Source organism: Proteus vulgaris, assembly GCF_016647575.1.
GTDB lineage: Bacteria > Pseudomonadota > Gammaproteobacteria > Enterobacterales > Enterobacteriaceae > Proteus > Proteus mirabilis_B.
On record NZ_CP032663.1, the window covers coordinates 2,096,487 to 2,120,356 of the forward strand.

At 36.8% G+C, this 23,870-nt stretch carries 25 protein-coding genes; 9 read left to right on the forward strand and 16 right to left on the reverse strand.

The annotated features are described in order from the left end of the window. Positions 1-56 precede the first annotated feature (56 nt). The 3 genes from D7029_RS09760 to D7029_RS09770 are packed head-to-tail and all read right to left on the reverse strand — an operon-like array spanning position 57 to position 3,239. A complete protein-coding gene (locus D7029_RS09760; protein ID WP_194952617.1) occupies positions 57-389 on the reverse strand; it encodes a YdbL family protein in 333 nt (110 codons plus the stop codon). Positions 390-399: 10 nt separating this feature from the next. Next, entirely contained in the window at positions 400-606 is a 207-nt protein-coding gene (locus D7029_RS09765; protein ID WP_194950557.1) for a YnbE family lipoprotein, read from the reverse strand. Further along, positions 603-3,239 carry a YdbH family protein gene (locus D7029_RS09770; protein WP_194950558.1) on the reverse strand — a complete coding sequence of 879 codons (2,637 nt, stop codon included), beginning with the start codon at positions 3,237-3,239 and terminating at the stop codon, positions 603-605. Before D7029_RS09770 ends, D7029_RS09765 begins: the two co-directional genes overlap by 4 nt. A gap of 149 nt (positions 3,240-3,388) precedes the next feature. Here D7029_RS09770 and D7029_RS09775 point away from each other — a divergent pair, with 149 nt between their 5' ends. Further along, the gene (locus tag D7029_RS09775; protein ID WP_088495482.1) at positions 3,389-4,387 is read left to right on the forward strand and encodes a 2-hydroxyacid dehydrogenase; all 999 of its coding nucleotides are present in this window, start codon (positions 3,389-3,391) and stop codon (positions 4,385-4,387) included. A gap of 89 nt (positions 4,388-4,476) precedes the next feature. Here the strand turns inward: D7029_RS09775 and D7029_RS09780 are convergent, their stop codons facing one another. The 3 genes from D7029_RS09780 to D7029_RS09790 all read right to left on the reverse strand — a co-directional run bounded on the left by D7029_RS09780 (position 4,477) and on the right by D7029_RS09790 (position 7,758). Beyond that, positions 4,477-6,075: a methyl-accepting chemotaxis protein gene (locus tag D7029_RS09780; RefSeq protein ID WP_194950559.1), complete on the reverse strand. Its 1,599-nt coding sequence runs from the start codon at positions 6,073-6,075 to the stop codon at positions 4,477-4,479. 520 nt (positions 6,076-6,595) lie between these two features. Then, complete coding sequence (locus D7029_RS09785) at positions 6,596-7,072, reverse strand: NUDIX hydrolase (RefSeq protein ID WP_194950560.1); 477 nt, start codon at positions 7,070-7,072, stop codon at positions 6,596-6,598. Between the two features lie 65 nt (positions 7,073-7,137). Beyond that, positions 7,138-7,758, reverse strand: a complete 621-nt coding sequence (locus D7029_RS09790) for a TetR family transcriptional regulator (RefSeq protein ID WP_194950561.1) — start codon at positions 7,756-7,758, stop codon at positions 7,138-7,140. Positions 7,759-7,848: 90 nt separating this feature from the next. Here D7029_RS09790 and D7029_RS18995 point away from each other — a divergent pair, with 90 nt between their 5' ends. The 5 genes from D7029_RS18995 (at position 7,849) to fetB (ending at position 12,380) form a co-directional block, all read left to right on the forward strand. Next, positions 7,849-8,763 (forward strand): helix-turn-helix domain-containing protein, encoded by a 915-nt coding sequence (locus D7029_RS18995; RefSeq protein WP_194950562.1) that lies wholly within the window; start codon positions 7,849-7,851, stop codon positions 8,761-8,763. Positions 8,764-8,945: 182 nt separating this feature from the next. Next, positions 8,946-9,878 carry an acyl-CoA thioester hydrolase/BAAT C-terminal domain-containing protein gene (locus D7029_RS09800; RefSeq protein ID WP_194950563.1) on the forward strand — a complete coding sequence of 311 codons (933 nt, stop codon included), beginning with the start codon at positions 8,946-8,948 and terminating at the stop codon, positions 9,876-9,878. Further along, a complete protein-coding gene (locus D7029_RS09805; RefSeq protein WP_194950564.1) occupies positions 9,856-10,761 on the forward strand; it encodes a DMT family transporter in 906 nt (301 codons plus the stop codon). Before D7029_RS09800 ends, D7029_RS09805 begins: the two co-directional genes overlap by 23 nt. Before the next feature lie 144 nt (positions 10,762-10,905). Next, positions 10,906-11,556 carry an iron efflux ABC transporter ATP-binding subunit FetA gene (gene fetA, locus D7029_RS09810; protein WP_194950565.1) on the forward strand — a complete coding sequence of 217 codons (651 nt, stop codon included), beginning with the start codon at positions 10,906-10,908 and terminating at the stop codon, positions 11,554-11,556. 50 nt (positions 11,557-11,606) lie between these two features. Beyond that, on the forward strand, positions 11,607-12,380 hold the full coding sequence (gene fetB / locus D7029_RS09815; protein ID WP_088496032.1) for an iron efflux ABC transporter permease subunit FetB: 774 nt from the start codon (positions 11,607-11,609) through the stop codon (positions 12,378-12,380). An 82-nt stretch (positions 12,381-12,462) separates the two neighbouring features. On the opposite strand, the gene D7029_RS09820 is transcribed toward fetB, so the two are convergent. The 6 genes from D7029_RS09820 to D7029_RS09845 form a co-directional block, all read right to left on the reverse strand. Continuing rightward, a complete protein-coding gene (locus D7029_RS09820) occupies positions 12,463-13,194 on the reverse strand; it encodes a DNA/RNA non-specific endonuclease (RefSeq protein ID WP_228766782.1) in 732 nt (243 codons plus the stop codon). 523 nt (positions 13,195-13,717) lie between these two features. Then, positions 13,718-14,194: a DUF6392 family protein gene (locus D7029_RS09825; RefSeq protein ID WP_194950567.1), complete on the reverse strand. Its 477-nt coding sequence runs from the start codon at positions 14,192-14,194 to the stop codon at positions 13,718-13,720. Positions 14,195-14,252: 58 nt separating this feature from the next. Continuing rightward, positions 14,253-14,696 carry a YcgN family cysteine cluster protein gene (locus tag D7029_RS09830; RefSeq protein WP_088495473.1) on the reverse strand — a complete coding sequence of 148 codons (444 nt, stop codon included), beginning with the start codon at positions 14,694-14,696 and terminating at the stop codon, positions 14,253-14,255. 36 nt (positions 14,697-14,732) lie between these two features. Then, positions 14,733-15,389, reverse strand: coding sequence for a fumarylacetoacetate hydrolase family protein (locus D7029_RS09835; RefSeq protein ID WP_075671101.1), 657 nt, complete (start codon positions 15,387-15,389; stop codon positions 14,733-14,735). A gap of 53 nt (positions 15,390-15,442) precedes the next feature. Beyond that, on the reverse strand, positions 15,443-16,570 hold the full coding sequence (locus D7029_RS09840) for a lytic murein transglycosylase (RefSeq protein ID WP_194950568.1): 1,128 nt from the start codon (positions 16,568-16,570) through the stop codon (positions 15,443-15,445). Between the two features lie 24 nt (positions 16,571-16,594). Further along, entirely contained in the window at positions 16,595-16,882 is a 288-nt protein-coding gene (locus D7029_RS09845) for a YcgL domain-containing protein (protein ID WP_069369136.1), read from the reverse strand. A 133-nt stretch (positions 16,883-17,015) separates the two neighbouring features. Between D7029_RS09845 and minC the strand changes: the two genes are divergently transcribed. From minC to minE, 3 genes are read left to right on the forward strand one after another with little or no spacing between them, the layout of a single operon-like run. Further along, positions 17,016-17,717 (forward strand): septum site-determining protein MinC, encoded by a 702-nt coding sequence (minC, locus tag D7029_RS09850; protein WP_194950569.1) that lies wholly within the window; start codon positions 17,016-17,018, stop codon positions 17,715-17,717. 22 nt (positions 17,718-17,739) lie between these two features. Next, a complete protein-coding gene (gene minD / locus D7029_RS09855; protein ID WP_023582090.1) occupies positions 17,740-18,552 on the forward strand; it encodes a septum site-determining protein MinD in 813 nt (270 codons plus the stop codon). 3 nt (positions 18,553-18,555) lie between these two features. Then, complete coding sequence (gene minE / locus D7029_RS09860; RefSeq protein WP_023582089.1) at positions 18,556-18,825, forward strand: cell division topological specificity factor MinE; 270 nt, start codon at positions 18,556-18,558, stop codon at positions 18,823-18,825. Between the two features lie 371 nt (positions 18,826-19,196). On the opposite strand, the gene rnd is transcribed toward minE, so the two are convergent. The 4 genes from rnd to tsaB form a co-directional block, all read right to left on the reverse strand. Next, entirely contained in the window at positions 19,197-20,315 is a 1,119-nt protein-coding gene (gene rnd / locus D7029_RS09865) for a ribonuclease D (RefSeq protein WP_194950570.1), read from the reverse strand. A gap of 99 nt (positions 20,316-20,414) precedes the next feature. Beyond that, positions 20,415-22,103, reverse strand: coding sequence for a long-chain-fatty-acid--CoA ligase FadD (gene fadD / locus D7029_RS09870; protein ID WP_088495469.1), 1,689 nt, complete (start codon positions 22,101-22,103; stop codon positions 20,415-20,417). 301 nt (positions 22,104-22,404) lie between these two features. Further along, entirely contained in the window at positions 22,405-23,001 is a 597-nt protein-coding gene (locus D7029_RS09875; protein ID WP_194950571.1) for a Slp family lipoprotein, read from the reverse strand. A gap of 92 nt (positions 23,002-23,093) precedes the next feature. Continuing rightward, positions 23,094-23,795, reverse strand: a complete 702-nt coding sequence (gene tsaB, locus D7029_RS09880; protein ID WP_194950572.1) for a tRNA (adenosine(37)-N6)-threonylcarbamoyltransferase complex dimerization subunit type 1 TsaB — start codon at positions 23,793-23,795, stop codon at positions 23,094-23,096. Positions 23,796-23,870: the final 75 nt, after the last annotated feature.

Genomic DNA, 23,870 nt, shown 5'->3' on the forward strand with positions numbered 1-23,870 from the left:
AGCTATTTATAATAGATCGTGCTTTTAACGGAATTAAATGCTTATTTAAGGCGTGACTATTTTTTTACCCATTTACCATTAATACCTTTAACAAATTCACCTTCATTAGCTCTTGCGACTAATTTTTCACCCGCAAGTCTAGCCACTGATTCTGGTGTTACTTGGTTAGTTTTAGCAACTTCAGCATATTTTGCTTTTCTGGCTTGATTGATTTCATCAACAAGTTGTTGAGCTTGTTTGTTATTTGTCTGTACAAGTTCAATATAACCGCTGAAGGTTTCCCCTACTAACCCTTGAGATCTCGCTTCATCAAGTGTTAATGCTATAGCATTTGTACTGGTTAAAGCCATTATTAGCCCAAAACTTAAGAGATATTTTTTATAATTCATCATTTACCCTTTAAAAAATGGCGCTGTTATTTTTTAAGAGATCTTCAACTTGTCTGTCTATTTTTACATTAATCTCATGTTCGATTTTTACATTCATATTAATATTTATAGGTTTATCAGGTGTCGCGACTTCTAGTCGAATACATCCTGTTAAGGCTGATGTTCCCACTATAAAGCCTGTTAATAAAAATAGTTTTTTTAAGAATAATGGTTTCACTCTGACTCACTCCCTAAATCTGATAAGCTTTTTTCTAACCACTCTTCCAATTGTGAACCAAATCGTAAACTTCGCCATAATTGGAAGACATTTTCTTCATGTCGATAATTTAGATTAACCTGACGGCGTTTATCTTCTAAAGGATTCGTTCCATGAATTTCAGCCTCTAGCACTAACTCACCCAAATTGCTTAAATTAACACGAGTCCAAGAACGACTGATCTCTAGATAACGCAACCATGCCATAGCAACACCCGCTGACATATTGTTATCATCAATTGAATCAACGAAATCTTTATCAAGTCTTAACGTTAAATAAGATGAATTAGCTAGCCAACCATCTTTAATAATCCATTGATTATTATTAATAAAAAATGGAAATTCGCCACTCACTTTACCTGATGCTGCAAATTGAGTCACTTTTAATAGAGTAAACAGATGACTTAATTGAATATTATCAATAGAAATAATCGCTGCGTCATGTTGTGGTATCGCTAATTTTGCTAAAGATATTGTTCCATCCAACATTGCAACATTAACGTTAGATAAGACTAATGGTTTACTTTCAGTTGCGGGGTAAAAACCTTGAAGATCTGCCGTAATATCGGTCATTTCAAAAAGGTTATTAACTCGTTTTATTCGTAACTGAACGGGTTGTTTAACCCCTAATTGCCATTCATCTCCATTCAAACGCCAAGGTAAGATAAAATCTAAACCTTCTAAAACACCATCTTTAAGCCACATTCCGCCTTGTTTAACAACAAGATGCCCACCAGCAATTAATCCTTGTTCAGGTGCAATAGAAAAATCAGCCTGCGTATACAATTCACCTTTATCCAGAGTAATGCCTAAATCTGTAGGTATTAGTGATTGAAAAACATTAATTGGTTGTGAAGGCCAACGCATTTGCCCTCTTAGTCTCGCACCATCCCAACGTGTATTAATTGCAATTGGTCCTATATTGGGTTTAGCGCTTAACTCACCTTTTACATTAAAATTAAAAGGTGATTCACCACTTACCGTGGCAATAAAATCTGTCTTATCTAAAAAACCACCCGCAGGGAAATCAATACGCTGACTCGTTAATTTTAGCTTTCCATTAAATGTCGGCTTTTTATCATCTCTGAACCAACGAAATGGACTTAATAAAGATAATCGTGGCGCTGTCATTGCAGTATGTTGATATTTTAAAACATCAAAACCTGTATTGAGTTTCTCAAAACTCACTAATTTATCAGTCCAATAACCTGTTCCTGCAATATCCCAATGCGCTTTTAACGGTAGTAAATTTCCATCTCCCCAATAACGCCATTGCCAAGTTCCATTATCAGGCAAGAAATCAATCGCTTTACCTTGAAAATGAATGCGGTAATCTCCCCAAATACTGTCTTGGGCAACGACTATCGCATTTAAACGCCCATTAAAACCTTTTGATGAAAAGGTGGTTCCAGCTAAAGGTAAGCGAGCATCTGTTACTGTCAGTGTTTCAGTAACGGGGCCTTTGAAACGAAATAAAGATCCGGATTGAAATTCGATAGTAGGATCTGTCAACATACCAGTGACTTTAACGGGTAATTGCGCACTGGCTTGCATTAATTCTTTATTAACAACACCGGTAATTTGAATAGGAATTTGTGCATCTAGCCAATTTACTGCCGTTTCAGGGATCGATATCACCAAATTTCCTTTCCCTGCTTTACCTTCTGTCATCACATTTAATCGTGCAGCTAATCTTAAATCCGTTAATCCTTTTTGCCATTGGGCGATATTAATATTTACACCACCTCGTAACGGTTGGTCTAATCCAAACCATTCCCAACGACCTTGCTCAATAACAATATTTTCAGGTGAGGCTGTCCAAGGCAATAAAGCCAATGCGTGACCTCCACCTTGTTCGGCAATTGAAATAGTGCCGGATTGTCCAACCCATTCAAGAATAAAAACTAACGGATGTTCATAGTGAGAAGTTAATAACGTTGCATCGATGGTGCCTTTTTCAGGTAATGACGCTATATCTAGAGGAAGCGCTATTTCAGCAGCCAGTTCAATATTGTTATCATCAGGTAAATTCACTTTAAGCTTTTTAATATCAAGCCATTGGTTGTCTCTAATGAAAATACCAAGTTGAGCATTTTCTCCTTGGTAAGTAATTAGTCGCCCATTGTTTTGTGTTTTTAGTTGTAATGCACCTTGATAACGAGCATTTTCTTTTAAGAGCACATTATCGATATTAACGGATAAATAAGGTATTGAAGTTAATAGTGAATTTATCTCGAGAGGAACAGTTGCAGTTTCTTCTTGTTTACTTGCTGGCATCATTGAAAAACATTGTTCATCAATGACGAGTTGCTGGCTATCAAATTGAAGTTTATCAATCTGATCTTTTTGATAAGTAAAAACAAAGTTATCAAGATTAGCTAAAGTACAACTCTCTGCCTTTAATGCGATATTTTCAACTGAAACGCCTAAGCGCTGTAACTTGGGCTGCGATAAAGAAAGTGTTACACCTTCAGGCAAGTAATAGTGAGCAACCACGGGCAACCAACGAGGAATAGACACCCATAAAGCAGTGCCAATTAGACCTGTGCCTATTAGTATCGTCCCTGTCCATTTGATTGTTTTTCTTAACAACACATCATATTCCTTTTAAACAAACCTGAATCATCCACTTACCTCTCTAAATTGTTTATAATGATAGTATTAATTTCTTTCATATTGGGGCTGGATAATTCTTGTTTTTCCAGCCTCTGAATAAAAATTTAATCGAGAGCAGAGAAGACTGGATGAAAATCGTTTCCTATAGTACTAAACATTATGATCGTAAACACATGGAATGGGTCAATCAACATAATGGATACCATTATGATATTGAATATTTCGATTTTAATTTGACAGAACAAACCGCAAAAAATGCCGTTGGCGCTGATGCTGTTTGTATTTTCGTCAATGACGATGCAAATCGTGCGGTTTTACAAGAGCTTGCTAGCCTTAATATACGTATCCTCGCATTACGCTGCGCAGGATTCAATAACGTCGATTTAGAAGCTGCGGCTGAATTAGGCATAACGGTTGTCCGTGTGCCGGCTTATTCACCAGAGGCTATTGCAGAACATGCTGTTGGTATGATGCTATCACTTAATCGTCGTATACACAGAGCTTATCAACGTACTCGTGATGCAAACTTCTCATTAGAAGGCTTAACTGGCTTTAATATGCATAATCGTACTGCCGGTATTATTGGCACAGGTAAAATAGGATTAGCAACATTGCGCATATTAAAAGGCTTTGGCATGAAGCTACTTGCTTATGATCCTTACCCAAATCAAGCAGTACTTGATTTAGGTGCAGAATATGTCGATTTGGCAACACTCTATGCGAATTCTAATGTTATTTCGTTGCATTGCCCATTAACCGCAGATAATCACCATTTATTAAATGAAACTGCTTTTGCACAAATGAAAGATGGTGTGATGATTATTAACACCAGTCGTGGTGCTTTAGTGGATTCTGCTGCTGCTATTAATGCATTAAAACAAGGTAAAATTGGTGCATTGGGAATGGACGTTTATGAAAATGAGCGTGACCTTTTCTTTGAAGATAAATCAAATGACGTTATTCAAGATGATATTTTCCGCCGCCTATCTTCTTGCCATAACGTGTTATTTACAGGACACCAAGCTTTCTTAACAGAAGAAGCATTGATTAGTATTAGCGAAACAACACTGCACAATATTAAAGACGTTGCTTCAGGTAATGAATGCGTTAATCAGATCAAAGCTTAATTCTAATCACTTAGAATAAATGCAATAAAAAGCCCCCTTCGCCATAAATTAGCAAAGGGGGCCTATTTTATTCATTAGCGATATGACACTTATTTTTGTTGAGTATCGATAGCTTCCGCTGATTGTGTGGGATCAAAGCGTGAAAGCGTTTCTTTCTCTTCATCTACTTTAAATTGTGAAACTAATTTAGCTAATTGATGAGCTTCATCATCCATATTCGCTGTGATAGCCGCTGATTCTTCAACCAATGCCGCATTTTGCTGAGTAACGGTGTCCATTTCACTAACAGCCAATGCGATTTGGTTAATCCCCATGCTTTGTTCATTAGAAGCAAGGGCTATCTGCTGCATAAAATCATTCACCTGATTAATGGTTGTGACGATCTCTGACATTGAGCGTCCAGCTTGAGCAACTTGCTGAGAGCCAACATGCACTTTATTTACAGAGTGTGTTATCAAATCATTGATCTCTTTCGCAGCTTCCGCACTGCGGCTAGCCAAACTACGCACTTCAGATGCTACAACGGTAAATCCTCTACCTTGTTCACCCGCTCTTGCCGCTTCAACTGCCGCATTTAATGACAAAATATTCGTTTGATTGGCAATGCTGTTAATAATGTCATTGATGTCTGCAATTTTCTTCGCGCTCTCAGAGATTGAAGACATGGTTTCTACCACGCTATCCATCACATTTTCGCCGTTTTGAGCAGATGCGGTTGCTGTTAGTGCTAATTTGCTAGCTTCACGTGAGTTATCCGCATTTTTCTCAACTGTTGTTTTAATTTGCTCCATACTGGCAACAGTTTCTTGTAATGCGCTAGCCTGCTCTTCAGTTCGAGATGATAAATCTGTATTTCCTGTTGCGATTTCACTTGCACTAACACTAATAGTATTAACGGCATTTTTCACGGAAGAAATCATATGGCTTAATGAATTTTTCATCTTATTCATTTCATTGAATAACTGACCAAATTCATTAGTACCGTGATTATCTACACGCATACTTAAATCGCCTTGACTCATCTTACTAAAGATATTGATTAATATTTTGATATTGCCAATAAAGGTATGGGAGAACCAACGTAATATAATGAAAAATAAAAGAATAACAATAATACCTGTCGTAATTGACACCAGCATTAAACGTTCTTGAGATGTTTTTGCAATATCTATATAGCTATTCTCGATACCATTAGCCACAGCGTAATATTGCATCGTGATATCATTAAGCTCATCCATTTTAACACTGGCTGAGTGTGTTGTTAGCTCACCTCTACGCAATCTCTCTAGCGCGCCAGTAAAGATATCGAGCAATTCATCAAAACGTTTTGTCATATCATCGGCTAGTTCTCGCCCTTCTAAAGTGAGTTTTTCCGTGTCTGACCAACGGTGGATCTCTTCACGCGTTATTTCAATATATTCTGCAGTTTGGTGAAAGTATTTTGCTGAGGGTTTTTCATTAACGCGCAATTGTCCATCTAATCCATTAATATTTGCCCTGATCACGGCCATTTGATATCGCGCTTTGCCCATAAGTAACATTTGCTGACTTAGGCTATTTGATGAAACGAAATTATTATAGGATCGAGTGGAAGCATCATAACTAAAATAAATAATGCTCATAATCAACGCAAATAAAATGGCCAGCATGACCTTAACGGTCTTTTCTATACTGATATTTTTAAACATGGTCATATTCCATCAAAATATACAGAATTTTTTATCTGTACATTTGTAAGATATCAGAATGCACTCTTTCTCTGACAAAGAGCATATTCCCTGGTGTAAATAAAATAAGGCTAAAATTTATTCATTAGAATATAAAGGCACGTAGGATCTGCCTTTGTTTATAATGTCGGTAATAATGAGGAAAAACTTTAGAGTGCAGTGAAAACCATTTTTCATTTATGAAATAAACGATTGTTTTATCCACCAGAATGCAAATTAACTACATAATATCCCGCGATGAGGGTGATTTTACTCAGAAAAAGATAATTTATTAATTATTTTTTAGTTTTTATAATTTTATTTATCTATTTTCTCATTACGTTCTAATAGGTATTTTTACCTATTAACATTAATTTATTTAACTTCAACGTTAATTTATAGTACGTTTTAAAAGTGAGTGATTTCCAATAAAAATAAAGCAGTTTCTAAAAACTGCTTTTATTGTTTATTTATTATGAGTAATTTGGTTTTATTAAGAAATTTAAATAATTTTCTTTATTAATAGTTTTTCAGTTAGTTCAATAAGTCTTATCACATTTAATGGAGTTTCTAATTTTTTAACTTCATCCAAAGAAAGCCATTGGAAAGATTTATTTGTTAATTGGCTATTTTTTAACGGCTTACAAAGGTAAATCATATCGATGTGATAATGAAATCCTTGTTTTTTATCGTGGATGGGTTCTTTTAAAATGGCGAGAGGTTTTACAAGTTCAATAACATCATTGTTATTTAGGTTAAGGCTAAATTCAGGTTGATAACAGAGACACTCACACAGTAAACCTGTTTCTTCTTCTATTTCTCTTAATACTGCATCTTGTGGCTCTTCATTTTCTTCTATATGGCCACCGGGTGGTAACCAACAACCTATTTTAGAATGCAAATGGAGAAGGAATTTACCCTGCTCATTGAATACAATGCCTGTTGCGGTGAAATGACTTTTAGGCACTTCGACTGTCATAATATTCTGATCCTTTACTCTGTCTATTTTTATCCAATGTACATCAATCTATCACTATTTTTGTGCTATTTATGGTCTTTCGCATTTATTGAAGATTGTTTTATTCCCATTAAAAAATCAGAAAATATCGTTTTAAACTCCTTACAGGCATTTTCAGGTAATGTCGCTTCATTCTTTAAATTAATCGCGATATGCGTGACAAATCCATAAATTAAATTCACGACAATATCAGGAGAATAGGTACAAATTTCTTGTTTGTTATAGAGGGTATCGACACATTTTTTAATTCGAGGAATAAGAATTTGTGAATCAATTTCATCCCATTCCTTCCAACCTAGAACGGAAATTATTTCTTGTAAGGGAATAAGCTTATTTTTATGTTGATAAATATGATCTACACAGAAACTAAAAATAGCCTCTAACTCTTGCCACTGATCATCATAGGTAGGAATTTGAACCAGTTTTTCGACAACTTTATCAACCTGAAAAAGGTAGCACTCTTTTAATAGTGCTTTCTTATTACTAAAGTGGTGATAAAAAGCCCCCTTTGTGACTCTTGCATGACGTGATATTTCATCAACGGAAACATCACAATAGTTCTGATTTATAAATAGTTCTTGTGCAGCTTCACGTAATGCAGTGCGCGTTTGCTCTGAATTCTCTTGTTGCCGTGATTTTATTTTCATGATAAAACCCTTAAAACATACCATAAGTATGTAATAATATATGGGTATCAGTTTCGTGTAAACTGAACAAAATATTTTCAGGAAATCATCATGTCATCTCAGTACAATGGGCTTACCCCCTCAAATACCTTATCCACTTTTAATATAGAAATTATCAAAGAACTTCTTCTCTGGATTGAGGTGAATCTGGAAAAACCGTTGCTACTTGATGACGTTGCGATCCGTTCTGGTTATACCAAATGGCATTTACAACGCGTGTTTAAACAAGCAACGGGATTAACACTTGCTTCGTATATTCGAGGAAGACGTTTAACAAAAGCGGCAACCGAATTACGATTAACTAAATTGCCTATTCTGACTGTGGCATTGCGTTATCAGTTTGATTCCCAGCAATCATTTACGCGTCGTTTTAAAGCAACCTTTGGTGTAACACCCACAGAATATCGTAAACTAGATAATCTTTGTGGTGATAACTTTCAGCCACCAATCAATTTTGATGTTGTTGATTTGCCTATTCCTAAAATTATGGAGTTACCTGAAAGTTATGTTTATGGGATGCAATATCAGTATTTTTGCTCTATCGAAGATATAGGTAAATTGCACGAAGATATTCGTCACCAATTTTGGAATGACTTTTTACTGTATACGGATAAAAACTTTACAGAAAGTACTGTACTTATTTCATACCAACCGAACACATTACGTAAAAATAAAATCCAGATTGATTATGAAATTGGGTTAAATAGCTTAGATCATTTCACAAAAACCAGTGGTTTTAGAAAAAGAGTGATTGAGGCAGGACGCTATGTCAGATTCCAATTTAAGGGAACGCTAGAAGAATATAAACAATTTGCGATGAAAATTTATTTTTATACCCTTCCCGCATTAGGTTTATGTCGTCGCTTAGGTGCTGATATTGAAAAATATGTCAGTATAGAAACTGATGTTGATTTGATGGAATTACCAAGAACCTTAGAGATAGATTATTTCGTTCCCATTCATTAATGATCCCAAAATGGCCTGAATTTTCAGGCTATTTTATTAAGAATAAATTAATTTTATAGAGACTATCTGTGCGATAAATTTTTCTTCACTTGTTTCTGTACAATAATTCACTAAATTAACTGTTTACTTATTATTAAAATAAAATTTCTTATTACATCCCTACAAAAATAAACAAGGTGACCATGCGCACTTCACTTCTATTTTTACTCTCTACTTTTTTGCTTCCTTCTTTTGCAAGTTATGCAGAAATATCGACACATTTACTTTCACGTAAAGATGGTAGTGAAATTAACTATTACTTAGATAAACGAGCTGAAAAAAATCAAACTCTCTTGGTGTTAATGCAAGGCTCTGACTGTAACAGCATTAAAAATAATACATTTATTCAAGAAACCTTTGGTCAGTGGTTACCCAATAGTGATGTTTTAATGGTAGAAAAATACGGTATTACCGCTCAATTACCTTATTCTCAATATGATGGTGAACGTGCTGATTGCCCTGAAAGCTATAAGCTTCATGATAATCCTAAGCAACGAACCGAAGATTATGAAGCTGTGTTAGATAATTTATCGTCACAGTATCCGAATATTATTTTAATTGGTGGAAGTGAAGGTGCCACGATGGTGCATTTAGTGGTAGCTAAACGCAATGATATAAAAGCGGCTATTGCACTAAATGGTGGGGGTCGCTTTTTTCTTGATGATGTTCTTTATAATATTCGTCTTACCACACCTAAAGAGCACATTAAAGATGCTCTAGATGGCTTTCAGCAATTTGCTGATGCCATCAAAAATAATCAAATCGATGATGAGCAATTTGTCAGTGAGCACAGTAAATTATGGTGGCAACAATATTTTGCTATTGATTTACTTAACGTAATTAAAAGCAATCAGCATACCCCTATCTTAATTATTCAGACACTTAATGACGCGAATGTAAATGTCGATGCATTTAATCAATTAAGCCAAGATATCAACCAACCTAATGTGAAGTTTATTAAATACGATAAGTTAGATCATGGATTTTATAATGAACAAGGCGAGCGTTTAACGAATGAAATAATCAATGATATAAAGCATTGGTACTCTCAATATGAAAAACAATCCAAAGAGTGATTTAACGGCTTATTTATTACTAGCCTTAGTCTCTATCGTTTGGGGTGGGACTTTTATTGCAGGGCGAGTTATCTCGCCTGAAATTGATGGTTTATTACTTGCTACATTGCGCTTTGTTATCGCGACTATCTGCTTGCTCTTTATTTTATTCTTAACGAAATCCAAATGGCATAAACCCACTAAGAAACAAGGTGCTGTTTTACTGTTATTAGGGCTATTTGGTATTTTCTTTTATAATTTATTTTTCTTTGAAGGTCTGAAATTAACACAAGCCTCTAGAGCTGCGTTTATTGTTGCCTGTAACCCTGCAATGATAGCGTTGCTGTCCGCTATAACCTTAAAAAAATGGCCTTCACTCAAGCAGTTTGTTGGTATTCTATTTTGCTTAGGTGGGGCTTTTTCTATTATTCTCTCCCGTAGTGATATTTCTACATCTTCTTCGTCTTCAGCTAGTTTAGGCGATTTGCTGATTGCAGGCTGTGTGCTGAGTTGGGGAATTTATACTGTATTTGCGAAACCAGTGATCCAATCTATTGGTGCTTTATTAACTGTCGCATACTCTGTTTTTATAGGTACTATTTTACTATTAGTTGCCTCTTTAATAACAGGTCGCTTTGATATTCTGCTCCATACAACATTTACTCAAATTGATATCGTGTCCTTACTTTACTTAGGAATTTTTGGCTCTGCCCTTGCCTATTACTTTTATTATGCAGGAATTAAACAAATAGGTGCGACACGCGCAGGCGTATTTATTGCATTAAATCCAATCACAGCGGGAATTTTAGGTTATTTTTTACTAAATGAAGCGCTATCAAGTATTACTTTAATTTCAGGTTTACTGATTTTATTTGGCATTTTTTTAGTCAATCGAGAAAAATAAATTTATCTTTTTCATTGGCTCACATTCTTATTATCCTATACTTAAATAGTAACAAAATTGCTTACTAACTGATTTAAAGCAGGATCTTTATATCGTTAATTCTGTATAATGATAATTATTCTCTCTTTTAAGTTTGGGATAAGAATGGAAAGCACGACTGCACTTTTACGTCTTGATAAAATAGGTTATCGAGTCGATAACAAAACTATCCTCGATAACATCAATTTTGAACTTCAACCTTCTGAATTTAAACTTATCACTGGCCCTTCAGGCTGTGGTAAAAGCACCTTACTCAAGATTGTCGCTTCTCTACTATCACCTACCAGTGGTTCAATTTTCTTTGAAAATAAAGACTATTTAACGTTTTCACCCGAAGAATATCGCCAACAAGTTTCTTATTGTACTCAAACACCGATGTTATTTGGTGAGACGGTTTACGATAACCTTAAATTTCCTTATTTCTTACGAAAACGCTCTGTGGATGATAAGAAACTAGCACAGGATTTGGATTATTTTTGTTTACCAGCATCCATTATGAAAAAGGGAATTAATGAGCTTTCGGGAGGCGAAAAGCAACGTATTTCACTGATAAGAAATCTGCAATTTATGCCAAAAATCTTATTACTTGATGAGATAACTAGTGCATTAGATGAAGATAATAAAACAAAAGTGAATGATGTTATTCACCACTATGTTAAAGAGCAAAATCTCGCTGTGTTATGGGTCACTCACGATCAAAATGAAATAAAACATGCTGATGATGTGATCTTATTACCTTCTCACAATGATGCCTGATTTTTTATTTTTTTATCAGTCACCCTTTTGTTATGAGCGAACATAATATTATGAACGAACATACGATAAGCAATGAATCTCTGATTTTCTCGCTTTTATTAGTTCTCGTGGCTATTTTTATTAGCCGTAAAGAAAAACTAGCTTTAGAAAAAGATATTATTTGGAGTACAGCAAGAGCCATTGTTCAACTATTAATTGTTGGCTATGTCTTGACCTATATTTTCCATGTTGACCATTTTATTCTTACTTTCTTAATGGTGTTATTTATCTGCTATAACGCCGCCCATAATGCTAAAAAGCGGAGTAAATATGTTAAAGATATCTTTCTGATCTCTTTTACCGCTATTACGACTGGGGCATTATTAACTTTAACTATTTTATTGCTCACCAGTTCCATTGCTTTTACACCCATTCAAATTATTCCTATTACGGGGATGATTGCGGGTAATGCAATGATAGCAACGGGGCTTTGTTATAATAATTTAGGTCAACGTTTTCAAAATCAACAACAGCAATTGCAAGAGATGTTAAGTCTTGGTGCGACACCAAAGTTAGCCTCAATGAGTATTATTCGAGATAGCATTAAATCTTCATTAATCCCAACGGTTGATGCAGCAAAGACGGTCGGTATTGTGAGTTTGCCGGGTATGATGTCAGGGCTTATTTTTGCCGGAGTTGATCCATTACAAGCCGTTAAATATCAAATTATGGTGACTTTTATGTTGATGGCAACAGCCAGTATTTCAACCATTATTGCTTGCTATTTAACCTATAAGAAATTTTTTAATCAGCGCCACCAGCTTATTAATTTTGAAAACCGCTAAATATAACTATTTAGCGATATTGAAAAAGGTCACTTAATAAAGTGACCTTTTTTATTACTTACTGAGAAGTCGGTTTAAAAGCTTATTTTAATACCGTACATCCCATTTTTTTAACTAGCTCACCGGCTTGAGATTTCACACCTTGAGCACCTTCAGGTAACTGACTCCAAAGTGTTAAACCAGTACGAGCTTCCACTTCTGCCGCCGTTACTTGGAATTCACAGAAATTTGCTTTTTTCGGTGTTTGTTGATCCATAATAAACGCTGCATAAGAGGAGCTTTCTGGTGAATCATTTAGAAAAACCACTTTAAAATATGCACTTGGAATTGTGTGATCTTTATCTGTACTTGGCAATTTACCCATATCTCTTTCGTAGATAGGCCCTGTAACAGTAAAGACTTTGTGGCCTTCTTTTGCCAAATTACGCTCTTGATCTTCTAATCGTACCCAAGCACCTTGGTTTAAGTCTGCTTTTTGCGGTGTAATATTAGAAAGATAGTTAAGCGCATTCCAACCCGGTAACGCAGCCAATGAAGCTAAAGGAGCCTGATGACCACGGTCAACTTTTAATGTGGCATTAGCATTTTTGTAATCCGCTGGCGATAAGGTTTCATCATTACCTAAAGCCGGATCTTTTTTCCAGTTACGTGCTTTACCACTACCGATACTGTCTTTAGTCACTAAATAAGCAACCCAGTCTGCAAACTTGGTTTCGCTATTATTATTTAATGTATAAACATCACGTTGAATAGTAGTTTCACTGCCACCTAATGGACAGCCAATACCACAGTTTTCATCATTCATTGCACGCATTGAAGTATCACGAGCAACAGCAGATGATTGCGTTTCAAGTTCAGGTGCTACCGTCATCTCTGAATTAGCATAACTGGTTGAAACCATAAGCAGTGATAAAACAATTGGGGTAATACGTTTCATATAAAATTCCTTTTTATAAAATGAAGAAACAAAAAAACTCGCCGAAGCGAGTTTTGATGTTTAAATAAGAGAAAATCCAATCTTCTCTTTCAGTAAATTCAGGTAATAAACGGCGAAGAAAAATGCATCATTTTAATAATGATGTACATTTCAATCACTGAATATGACTCAGAATTTTGCTACGAAATATGATGGAGGTTTTCACAACCCTAGAATGCAAAAAGCCCCGCATAAGCGAGGCATTTATTCATTGGGTTGGTGAAATTCAAATTCCCCACCATGAGAATAATAGTGAACTATATTTCCCATTTCGTCAATAGATTTTCTTAAAAGATTATTTGGTGAATGATTTATTCTCTTATTAATCTCGAAAGGGGAATTTTTTGTTACTGACGCAATATCAAGCTATGTAGTTAACATCCCATCGTTTTTCTAAACTTTCGCGTAATTCAAAGGTAAGCGAAGTCACCACATTCTCACCAACGTAGGGATATCTGGCAATAAAAATAACCTGATTATTATTGGGTAATTCAAAGACTTCCGCTTCACCTAAATGAAGTGACATCACAATTTTCTTTTTAGAAAAACGGATCGGTTTTCCATAATGAGCATGTAACCACTCTTGTGTCATTAATGGCTGTAACCCGAAAGGAAGTGCATGAGGGAAATGAAATTGCTTTGTTTTTTCATCAAATAGCGTCAGCGTGATTTCACTTAAACCGACACCATACGGCTCAAAATATAAGTGAAGAGATTCTTTTCTCATCGCTAAACTGCCACTTTTAGGTTTGGACTTATAAGGAATTAAATTTTGATCGTAAACATCTTGATATTTTTTCCCTAATTGAGCAATTAGCCCTGCAATATCTATTGTCATTACTTACATTCCTTAACAAAAAGCTCCTATAAAGGAGCTTTTTAATGAAAATAAGAAATTAACCACGTCCTTTCGGACGATTAAGAATATGATCTTCCCAATCTTCAACTTCAGTTTCTGGCACTGCAATATATCTTACAGAAATATTACCTTGGTGCATTTTTGCTTTATTACCTGCAATAAGCGGATGCCAGCTTTGTAACGTTTTGCCTTCTGCTAACAGACGATACGCACATGTCATTGGTAACCACTCAAAAGTCGGTAAATTATACCGTGTAAGCTTGATACAATCTGGCTCATAACGGAAACGATCTTCGTAATTACTGCATTGGCAGGTTTTAATATTTAGCTGATTACAAGCGACATTGGTAAAATATATCTCGTCAGTATCATCATCCATTAACTTGTGTAAACAACACTGCCCACACCCGTCACAGAGCGATTCCCACTCATCATCACTCATTTCATCCAATGTTTTAGTCTGCCAAAAAGCCTGTGTCATCTCTACGTTATTACCTTATTACTCATCTAATACGAATTAAATAACCCGCGTTGTCAGCTGATGTTCATTAACACTTAATACCAACATATCGCCTGATTCTAGAGGGCCAACACCTTCAGGTGTTCCCGTTAAAATCACATCACCAGGACGTAGGGTAAAAAAGCGAGACATATAGCTGATAAGGGGTAAAACAGGGGTTAGCATATCACGACTGTTACCCTGCTGACGAATCTCGTCATTAACACGTAACATTAAATCTGCGTTTTGCGGGTCGCCAAATGAATTGACAGGGATAAAGCCAGACAATGGTGCAGAGCCATCAAACGCTTTACTTTTTTCCCACGGCTGCCCTGCTTTTTTCAATTTACCTTGTAAATCACGCAATGTGAGATCAAGACCAATACCGAAACCCGCAATTGCACGATCAACTCTATCTTCATTAGCTTGTTTAAGTGGCTGACCAATAAGTACTGCTAATTCAATTTCGTGGTGAACCGCACCCATATCTTTTGGGATAGCAATAGGTTGGCGAATATCACACATAGCTGTTTCTGGTTTGATAAAAATCACAGGCTCTTCTGAGCGAACGGATCCCATCTCTTTAATGTGATTTGCATAGTTACTACCAACGCAAATCACTTTATTGACAGGAAAATCAAGTAACGCACCTTCCCAATCACGATGTTGATACATAATGTGTTCCTTTTAGGTAAATTGCTGTGTTTTATTTCACTGTAAAAACGCGATTAGCTCGCGTTAGGCAGTGAATTTATTTTATTAGCAACGCCATCAGCCATTGTGACAATGCTAAGGGCAAAAAAGTAAGAGCTGTTCCAATGCATAATCGTACGGAAGTTCTGTGTCACTAAATAGCTTCTGTGCAAATCATCATCAGGAATAATTAACCATACAGGCATAGTATCGTTCAATTGACTATTTGCTGGTAATTGAACACCCAATGCTTTCCATTGAGCGACCGTTTTTTTCTGTTCGGTCTTAATACCTTCAAGCTGCTGGTTAAAATCTACCGATAAAGTAACCTGTTCTCCCCAAGGAAGTCCACTTTTCCAGCCTTCCGTCGCTAAATAGTTAGCAGCCGAAGCAAATGCGTCTTCTTGAGTGTTCCAAATATCAATTTTTCCGTCACCATTGCCATCTGCGGCATAAGTTAGGAAAGAAGATGGCATAAACTGAGTTTGTCCCATTGCGCCCGCCCAGGAGCCTTTGAGGCGCTGTCCTTGAGGAACATGTCCTTCCTCAACAATCTCTAATGCTGCCATTAATTGACGAGCAAAAAGTTCTTCTCGACGGCCTTCAAATGCAAGCGTTGCAAGTGCAGAGACAACATCTTCTTTGCCTTGCACCTTACCAAAGCCACTCTCAAGTCCCCATAACGCAACAATATAGTTTGCAGGCACACCATATTTTTTGCTGATTTGTTCTAGAGTATCTTGATTCTCTTGATAGAGCTTAGCCCCTTGGTTTAAACGGCCGTTGGTAACAATGCGTGGTAAATAAACATCGAGTGTGATTTTCTTTTCCGGTTGATTACGGTCTGATTTAATCACTCGTTCAATAAAATGTGCTTCTGAAAAAGCAAAATCTATTGTTTCTTGTTTATATCCCAATTGAGCGGCTTTCAATTTCAATGCTTCAACATAAGCAGGAAATTGTGCAGAAGTTCGAGTTTCTTTAGGAAATGCTTGTTCTAACGATGCAACATCCACTTGTTTCCATCGAGGCGTTTTTTGTGTTTCAACTGCCGTTGCCTCTGGTGCAGTAATTTGTCTTTCAGCCAATTTTTGTTGGCTATTAGTACACGCAGATAACATTAAACCGGAAACAATCACAGCGATGAATGAATATTTGAACATTTATGCTCCTTTTATCTCGATGATTTATTCAGTTTTTTCTGATTTTTTTAATTCATCTAAATAAGCATTTAACATACTTTCGACAGGTGGTGGAACTTGTAAGTAAAAACCCTGCTCAACTAATGCTTTTTTGACTTTTTCAATGTCAGCATGCGCTAAACGCTGTCTATCCGCGAGATTAAGCAACATTGAAAATTGTGGTTCGCCAAAACTTTGTAATAATTCGTCCGGAATTCGAGAGAAATCATCCTTTTTTTCGATGTATAAATAAGTTTGATCACGTTTGGTACTACGGTAAATTGCACAAATCATTTTCATTAAACTCTAATTATTAAAATAAGCGACTTGCCTGAATATTTTAGTAAATATAACATGCTTATATACTTTCGTAATATCGTCTCTGGTTTTTTGTGCCAGATTATAAAAAATTTACTGAGTCAGATAGATGTCAAACACGCCCATTGAGTTAAAAGGCAGTAATTTTACCCTTTCAGTACTCCATTTAAACGATGGAACACCGAAAGTTATTCGTCAGGCGATTTCAGAAAAAATTGCACAAGCGCCTCAATTTCTGAAAAACGCACCTGTGGTTATCAATGTCTCTGCTTTAGCAGATGAGAATATTGATTTTAAAAAACTGAGGCGAATTGTAGAAGATGCTGGCTTACGAGTCGTGGGAATTAGTGGTAGTTCAGACGCTCAACAGAAAGAAGCGATAATTGCCGCACAGTTACCTATCTTAAATGAAGGTAAAATAGTTAAGCCAAGCAATCAGGCAAATAACGATAAAACGAATGAAGCTCCGGCAGTTGTTCGTCAAAAAACAAAAATCATCCATGCTCCTGTTCGTTCAGGTCAGCGAATTTATGCACAAAATAGCGATTTAGTTGTTATTAGTAATGTGAGTGCAGGTGCTGAATTAATTGCTGATGGCAATGTTCACGTCTACGGTGTATTGCGTGGACGCGTACTTGCAGGCGCATCGGGTGATAAAGAGAGCCATATTTTTTGTACACATCTGTCTGCTGAACTTGTTTCTATTGCTGGTCAATATTGGCTAAGCGACCAAATTCCTACGGACTTTGTTGGTAAGTCAGTACAACTGAGTCTGCAAGAGAATGAATTAACAATCGAGAACTTAATTTAGAGCATCGACAAGGAATCACTCCATGGCACGCATTATTGTTGTTACGTCAGGTAAAGGTGGGGTTGGTAAAACAACTTCCAGCGCGGCCATTTCTACCGGCCTCGCTCAAAAAGGTCATAAGACGGTTGTTATCGACTTTGATATTGGGTTACGTAATTTAGACCTTATCATGGGTTGTGAACGTAGGGTTGTTTATGATTTTGTTAATGTTATTCAGGGCGATGCATCTTTAAATCAAGCATTGATTAAAGATAAGCGTACAGAAAATTTGTTTATTCTCCCTGCATCACAAACAAGAGATAAAGACGCTCTCACCCGTGATGGTGTAGAACAAGTATTAGATGAACTCGATGAAATGGGTTTTGACTTTATTATTTGTGACTCTCCTGCGGGTATTGAAAGTGGCGCATTAATGGCCCTTTATTTCGCAGATGAAGCTATTATCACAACAAACCCTGAAGTATCATCTGTACGTGACTCCGACCGTATTTTAGGCATTCTTGCCTCTAAATCACGTCGTGCTGAACGTGGTGAAGATCCAATTAAAGAACATCTGCTATTAACTCGTTATAATCCGGGCCGCGTTAACCGTGGTGACATGTTAAGTATGGAAGATGTTCTTGAAATTCTATGCATTCCACTATTGGGTGTTATTCCAGAAGATCAATCTGTTTTACGTTCATCTAACCAAGGTGAACCTGTTATTTTAGATGGCGAATCTGATGCAGGTAAAGCCTATTCAGATACAGTAAATCGTTTGTTAGGTGAAGAACATCCATTCCGTTTTATTGAAGAAGAGAAAAAAGGCTTTCTGAAACGCCTTTTTGGGGGGTAAAAGATGGCTTTACTAGATTTTTTCCTGTCGCGTAAAAAGTCGACAGCTAATATTGCCAAGGAGCGTCTGCAAATTATCGTAGCAGAACGTCGCCGTGGTGATAGCGAGCCAGCTTATTTACCTGATATGAAAAGAGATTTATTAGGTGTCATCTGTAAATATGTACAGATTGATCCAGAGATGCTTTCTGTTCAATTTGAACAAAAAGGCGATGATATCTCTGTTTTAGAGCTAAATGTGACTTTACCTGAGAGTGAAGAGCCTACAAAGTAAATCATATTTTACGCTTTATCTAAGTCATTATTCACAGAGCCAGCCATGAACTATAATTAATTTGATTGGCTCTGTGTTTAATTATATACATATTGAATACACCTGAATGCGCAAATAGCGCTATATCTCGTTGCTATTTTAATCATTGGTGATAAGTCACAGGAGACCCGTTATTTCGTCATAACATTTATATTTACCAATAATCTATTTAGTCTATTTCTGCCTTCACCTTCTTTAGGTGTTTTTTGTGTGCAAAAAATAAGAGCCTCAAAAGAGACTCCTATTGTTATTCTTTATTTTGTTTATTTATCAAACTAACGTTCCCATTTTATTTTGGATGTTAGAGGTTGGAAAATAGACAATTAACAAGACTATGGATATTGCGCCAGAATTTCTGTCACTTTTTCTTCTAATAAGGCTTTACGCCAGCGTGAAATTAATTCAGGTTGCCCTTCTTTTATTTTCCAGTGAATACTTAATAACTGATTAATCTGTCTTCTTGATGCTAACAATTCAGGGTTATAGCGCTTATCTTCACTGATTTCTTGAATAACGGCTTTAATCGCTTTAAATGCTTTTTTGTAGTTTGGTTGTTCAATTAAATTACCAATAGGTTCTGGGCAATCTTCATCTTTAACTTCTTTTGCTTTAACAACAAAATCTAATAAACGACGACCATGACAACGAATTTCTTGACCTGAAAGCGATAGTGCATCGAGTTCTGCTAATGACGATGGAAGATAACGAGCAACAGACCATAGGTGTTCTTCTCTTACAACGAAGTTTAATGCCATATCTCGAGCTTTGGCTTGATTTAAGCGCCACTGAGCAAGCATTTGTAAGCACGCTAACTGTTGGTCTTTTAATTGCCATGCATTGCTAATATCACGATAGGCAAGCTCTGGTACAACCGTTTCTTGTCGACGTTCTGCAATCATTTTGCATTCATCTGCAATGGCATCCATATAGCCTGCTTCTTCAGCTTCTTTAATTAATTTTTCAGCTAAAGGCAACAGGTAGAAAACATCACCACTGGCATATTGGCACTGTTTTTCAGTTAGAGGACGCGCTAACCAATCTGTTCGGGATTCACTTTTATCTAACGCAACATTTTCATATTTCTCGACTAATGTTGCAAAACCACAAGAGATAGGATGTCCTAAAAATGCAGCCACCACTTGAGTGTCAATCATTGGTGTTGGAACACAACCAAACTGGTGAGAAAAGACTTCGAGATCTTCACTTCCAGCATGGAGAAACTTCAAAATGCCCGGGTTTGTTAATAGCTCAACGAAAGGAGCCCAATCCTTAATTGCTAACGGATCAATAAGAGAGATCTGTTTACCGTCATACATCTGGATCAAACCAAGATGAGGGTAATAGGTACGTATGCGGACAAACTCTGTATCTAAAGCAATTTGTGAAGCCTGTGAAGCGGCTTTACAGGCGGTATCTAGTGCAGTGTCTGTCGTAATCAATTGATAATTCAAAACAGGTTTCTCTTGTTTTTATGTCTAATGACTTTTTTATGTAATCACAAAAACGCCGGTATAAACCGGCGAAATTGAAAAAGGTTATTGAGTGTTGTATCAAGATTCAGTTGAGGTTTTCAACTCTTTTTCTTCATTTCTTAACTCTCTGCGTAAAATTTTACCAACATTTGATTTTGGTAATTCATCGCGAAACTCAATAATTTTAGGTACTTTATAGCCTGTTAGGTAACGACGACAGTGTGTTTTTATCTCATCTTCCGTTAATGATGGATCTTTTTTCACAATGAAAACTTTAACTGTTTCACCTGAGTTCTTGCTTGGTACACCAATTGCCGCCGATTCCAAAACTTTAGGATGTGCCGTAACGACTTCTTCGACTTCATTAGGGTATACATTAAAACCTGAAACTAAGATCATATCTTTTTTGCGGTCAATGATACGAATAAAGCCTTCGTCATCCATTGTGGCAATATCACCTGTTGCAACCCAGCCATCGTGTAGGACTTCATCAGTCGCATCAGGGCGATTCCAATAACCTTTCATTACCTGAGGGCCACGAACCCACATCTCACCACCTACCGTGCGGTCAACTTCGTTACCTTCATCATCAATAAACTTAACGTCTGTTGAAGGTACTGGTAATCCAATACTGCCACTGTATTTTTTCAGATTATAAGGATTACCAGTGACTAAAGGAGAACATTCCGTCAAACCATAACCTTCTAACAGATGTTTACCAGTTAACTCTTCCCACTCTTTAGCAACACTACTTTGAACAGGCATACCGCCGCCAACAGAGAGATTCAGTTTCGAGAAGTCGAGCTGACGAAATTCTGGATTTTGCAACCAAGCATTAAATAAAGTATTTACACCTGTGATTGCCGTGACAGGGTAACGTCCTAACTCTTTAATTGTTCCTTTCACATCGCGAGGGTTAGTGATAAGTAAGTTTTTACCACCAATTTCAATAAAGAGTAGACAGTTAACGGTTAAAGCAAAAACGTGATACAGCGGTAATGCGGTGACCACCAGCTCTTTACCTACATTTAGTGCAGGTACATAAGCCGCTTTCGCTTGCTCAAGGTTTGCCAACATATTGCGATGCGTTAACATTGCGCCTTTAGCAATTCCTGTTGTGCCACCCGTGTATTGTAAAAAGGCTAAATCTTTACCTGTAATTTCAGGTTTAATATATTGCATACGATAGCCAAAATGCATTGCTCGACGAAATGAAATTGCATCAGGCAAGTTATATTTAGGTACTAATCGTTTGATATATTTAACAACAAAATCGACTAATGTTGCTTTAGGACGAGAGAGTTGATCACCCATTCGGGTCAAAATAACGTGTTTAATATTGGTATTAAATACGATTTTTTCGAGTGTATGCGCAAAGTTGGAGACTATTACAATGGCACTTGCACCACTGTCATTTAACTGATGTTCAAGTTCTCTTGGTGTGTAAAGTGGGTTTACGTTTACGACAACCATGCCTGCACGAAGAATACCGAAAAGCGCGATAGGATATTGCAGTAAATTAGGCATCATTAAGGCGACACGATCACCTTTCTTCAATCCTAAGCCATTTTGCAGATATGCTGCAAAAGCACGGCTACGCTCTTCAAGTTTGCGATAAGTCATGACCTCGCCCATATTGATAAAGGCGGGTTGATCTGCGTAATTTGCGACAGCGTTTTCAAGCATCTCAGCAAGGGATGCGAAACGGTCCGGGTCAATTTCAGCCGGAACATCTGCCGGATAACGTTTAAGCCAGACTTTTTCCAAAGTAGTACTCCTGATTAATCGCACTTCTTGGGTTAATATTATGTTTCATTTTTAACAAAGTATTAACTCATCCTACCAGCACAAACAATTTTCTGTTGTGAAGATGCGAAGTGTGTCACTAAATATTTTATTTTTAGATTAACAAAAAAGAAGGCGGTCAAAACCGCCCTCTCTTTTATTTTTATTCAACTTTAATAACTCTATTAGATAGTTACCTAATATATTATAGATATTGATTATACACCGTTTCACACAAATGGAGATAAAATATTATATCGTCATGCGATCTAATACCCACTTTTTATTCTAAAACGGGCACGACCTGACCAGTTCCATATGGATATCCACCATAACCGCCATATCCATGGTGATAGCCCCAATATGGACCATCGCCATAATATCCCCATGTCATAACAGGTGCGGGCATAATGACTTGCTGTGTCAGTGTCCAACGTTTCATACCTGTTACATCAATACGTAAAAATGGATAACTCGCCTCACCAACTTTGCCAGTTTCAACACCTTTGATAGTACCAACAACAGTTACGTATTGATTTTTATAATCAGTGGGATCTAAGAAATGCATAACATTAGCATAGAGACGCCCAACAGAAGGCTGTTTCAATTCTGGTGCAGCATCGTATTGAGAAAGAGGCATAACGGCAATTTCTAGCTGCGTTGATGATTGAAGATTTTTAACATCAATCACACGTCCACCAAAACGCCCTTCTTGACCAATATAAAGTTCAGGTGCAGCAAAAACGCCATTTAAATTAGTCACTGGCGTTGCTGATGTACCTTTTATTGATTCAGGTATAGAGACGCATCCCGCTAGAAACAAAGCACTAGATAGAAATAGCGCTTTGCTTACCAAACGGTAGTTTAATTGTCTGTTCATAAACCACCTCATTGCAAGTCAATATTAACGTTACTCTATAATAATATTATAGCTTAGCTTCACTCTTCGGCTTCTAATAGATACTTCTAAATCTATTCACGACCAGGCAATTTTTTCCACGTTACTTCATTACGTAAATAAACTGGCTCAGCATCTTCAACTTTCGTGGCTTTACCTTCATGCCAAGCAGTTACAGCAAGAGGTAACATATCTTGTGCAGCGGGAAGCGTGATCTCAGTTTCAACAACAGTGAAAGGCAGTGCCTCTTTTAAATCAGGATATGCTTGCCAGCCTGTACCTGCAATTGCCCATGTTCCTGTTGTTGACTGTAATGCTTCAATAAATTGCTCAGGTTTCATCACCGCTTCTGTGTCTTCGCCCATCCAAACACCTGCATCATTACGCTGATATTGAGCGCAATAAATTTCACCCATACGCGCATCTATTGCTACAAGAACTTGTTTAATACCCGTTGTTCTAAAGACACCTTCAGCCATTGTGGCAAGTGATGAAATACCAATCATTGGCAACTCTGCGCCTAACGCGATACCTTGTGCAACACCTACACCGATGCGAACACCTGTAAAACTTCCGGGACCTCGCCCAAAAGCAAGAACATCCAATGATTGCAATGTGATGTTTGCTTCTTCTAAGGCGCTTTTCACCATAGGTAAAATCTTTTGTGTATGTTCACGAGGTGAGATTTCAAAACGTGAAGCAACAACGCCTTCATTCCAAACTGCAACTGAACAAGATTCTGTTGCAGTATCAATTGCTAAAATTCGCAGTGACACGCCATAACTCCGGCAAATTCGATAATTAAAAGAGGAAGAATAATATCATAATAGTGTTCAACAGAATAAACACAC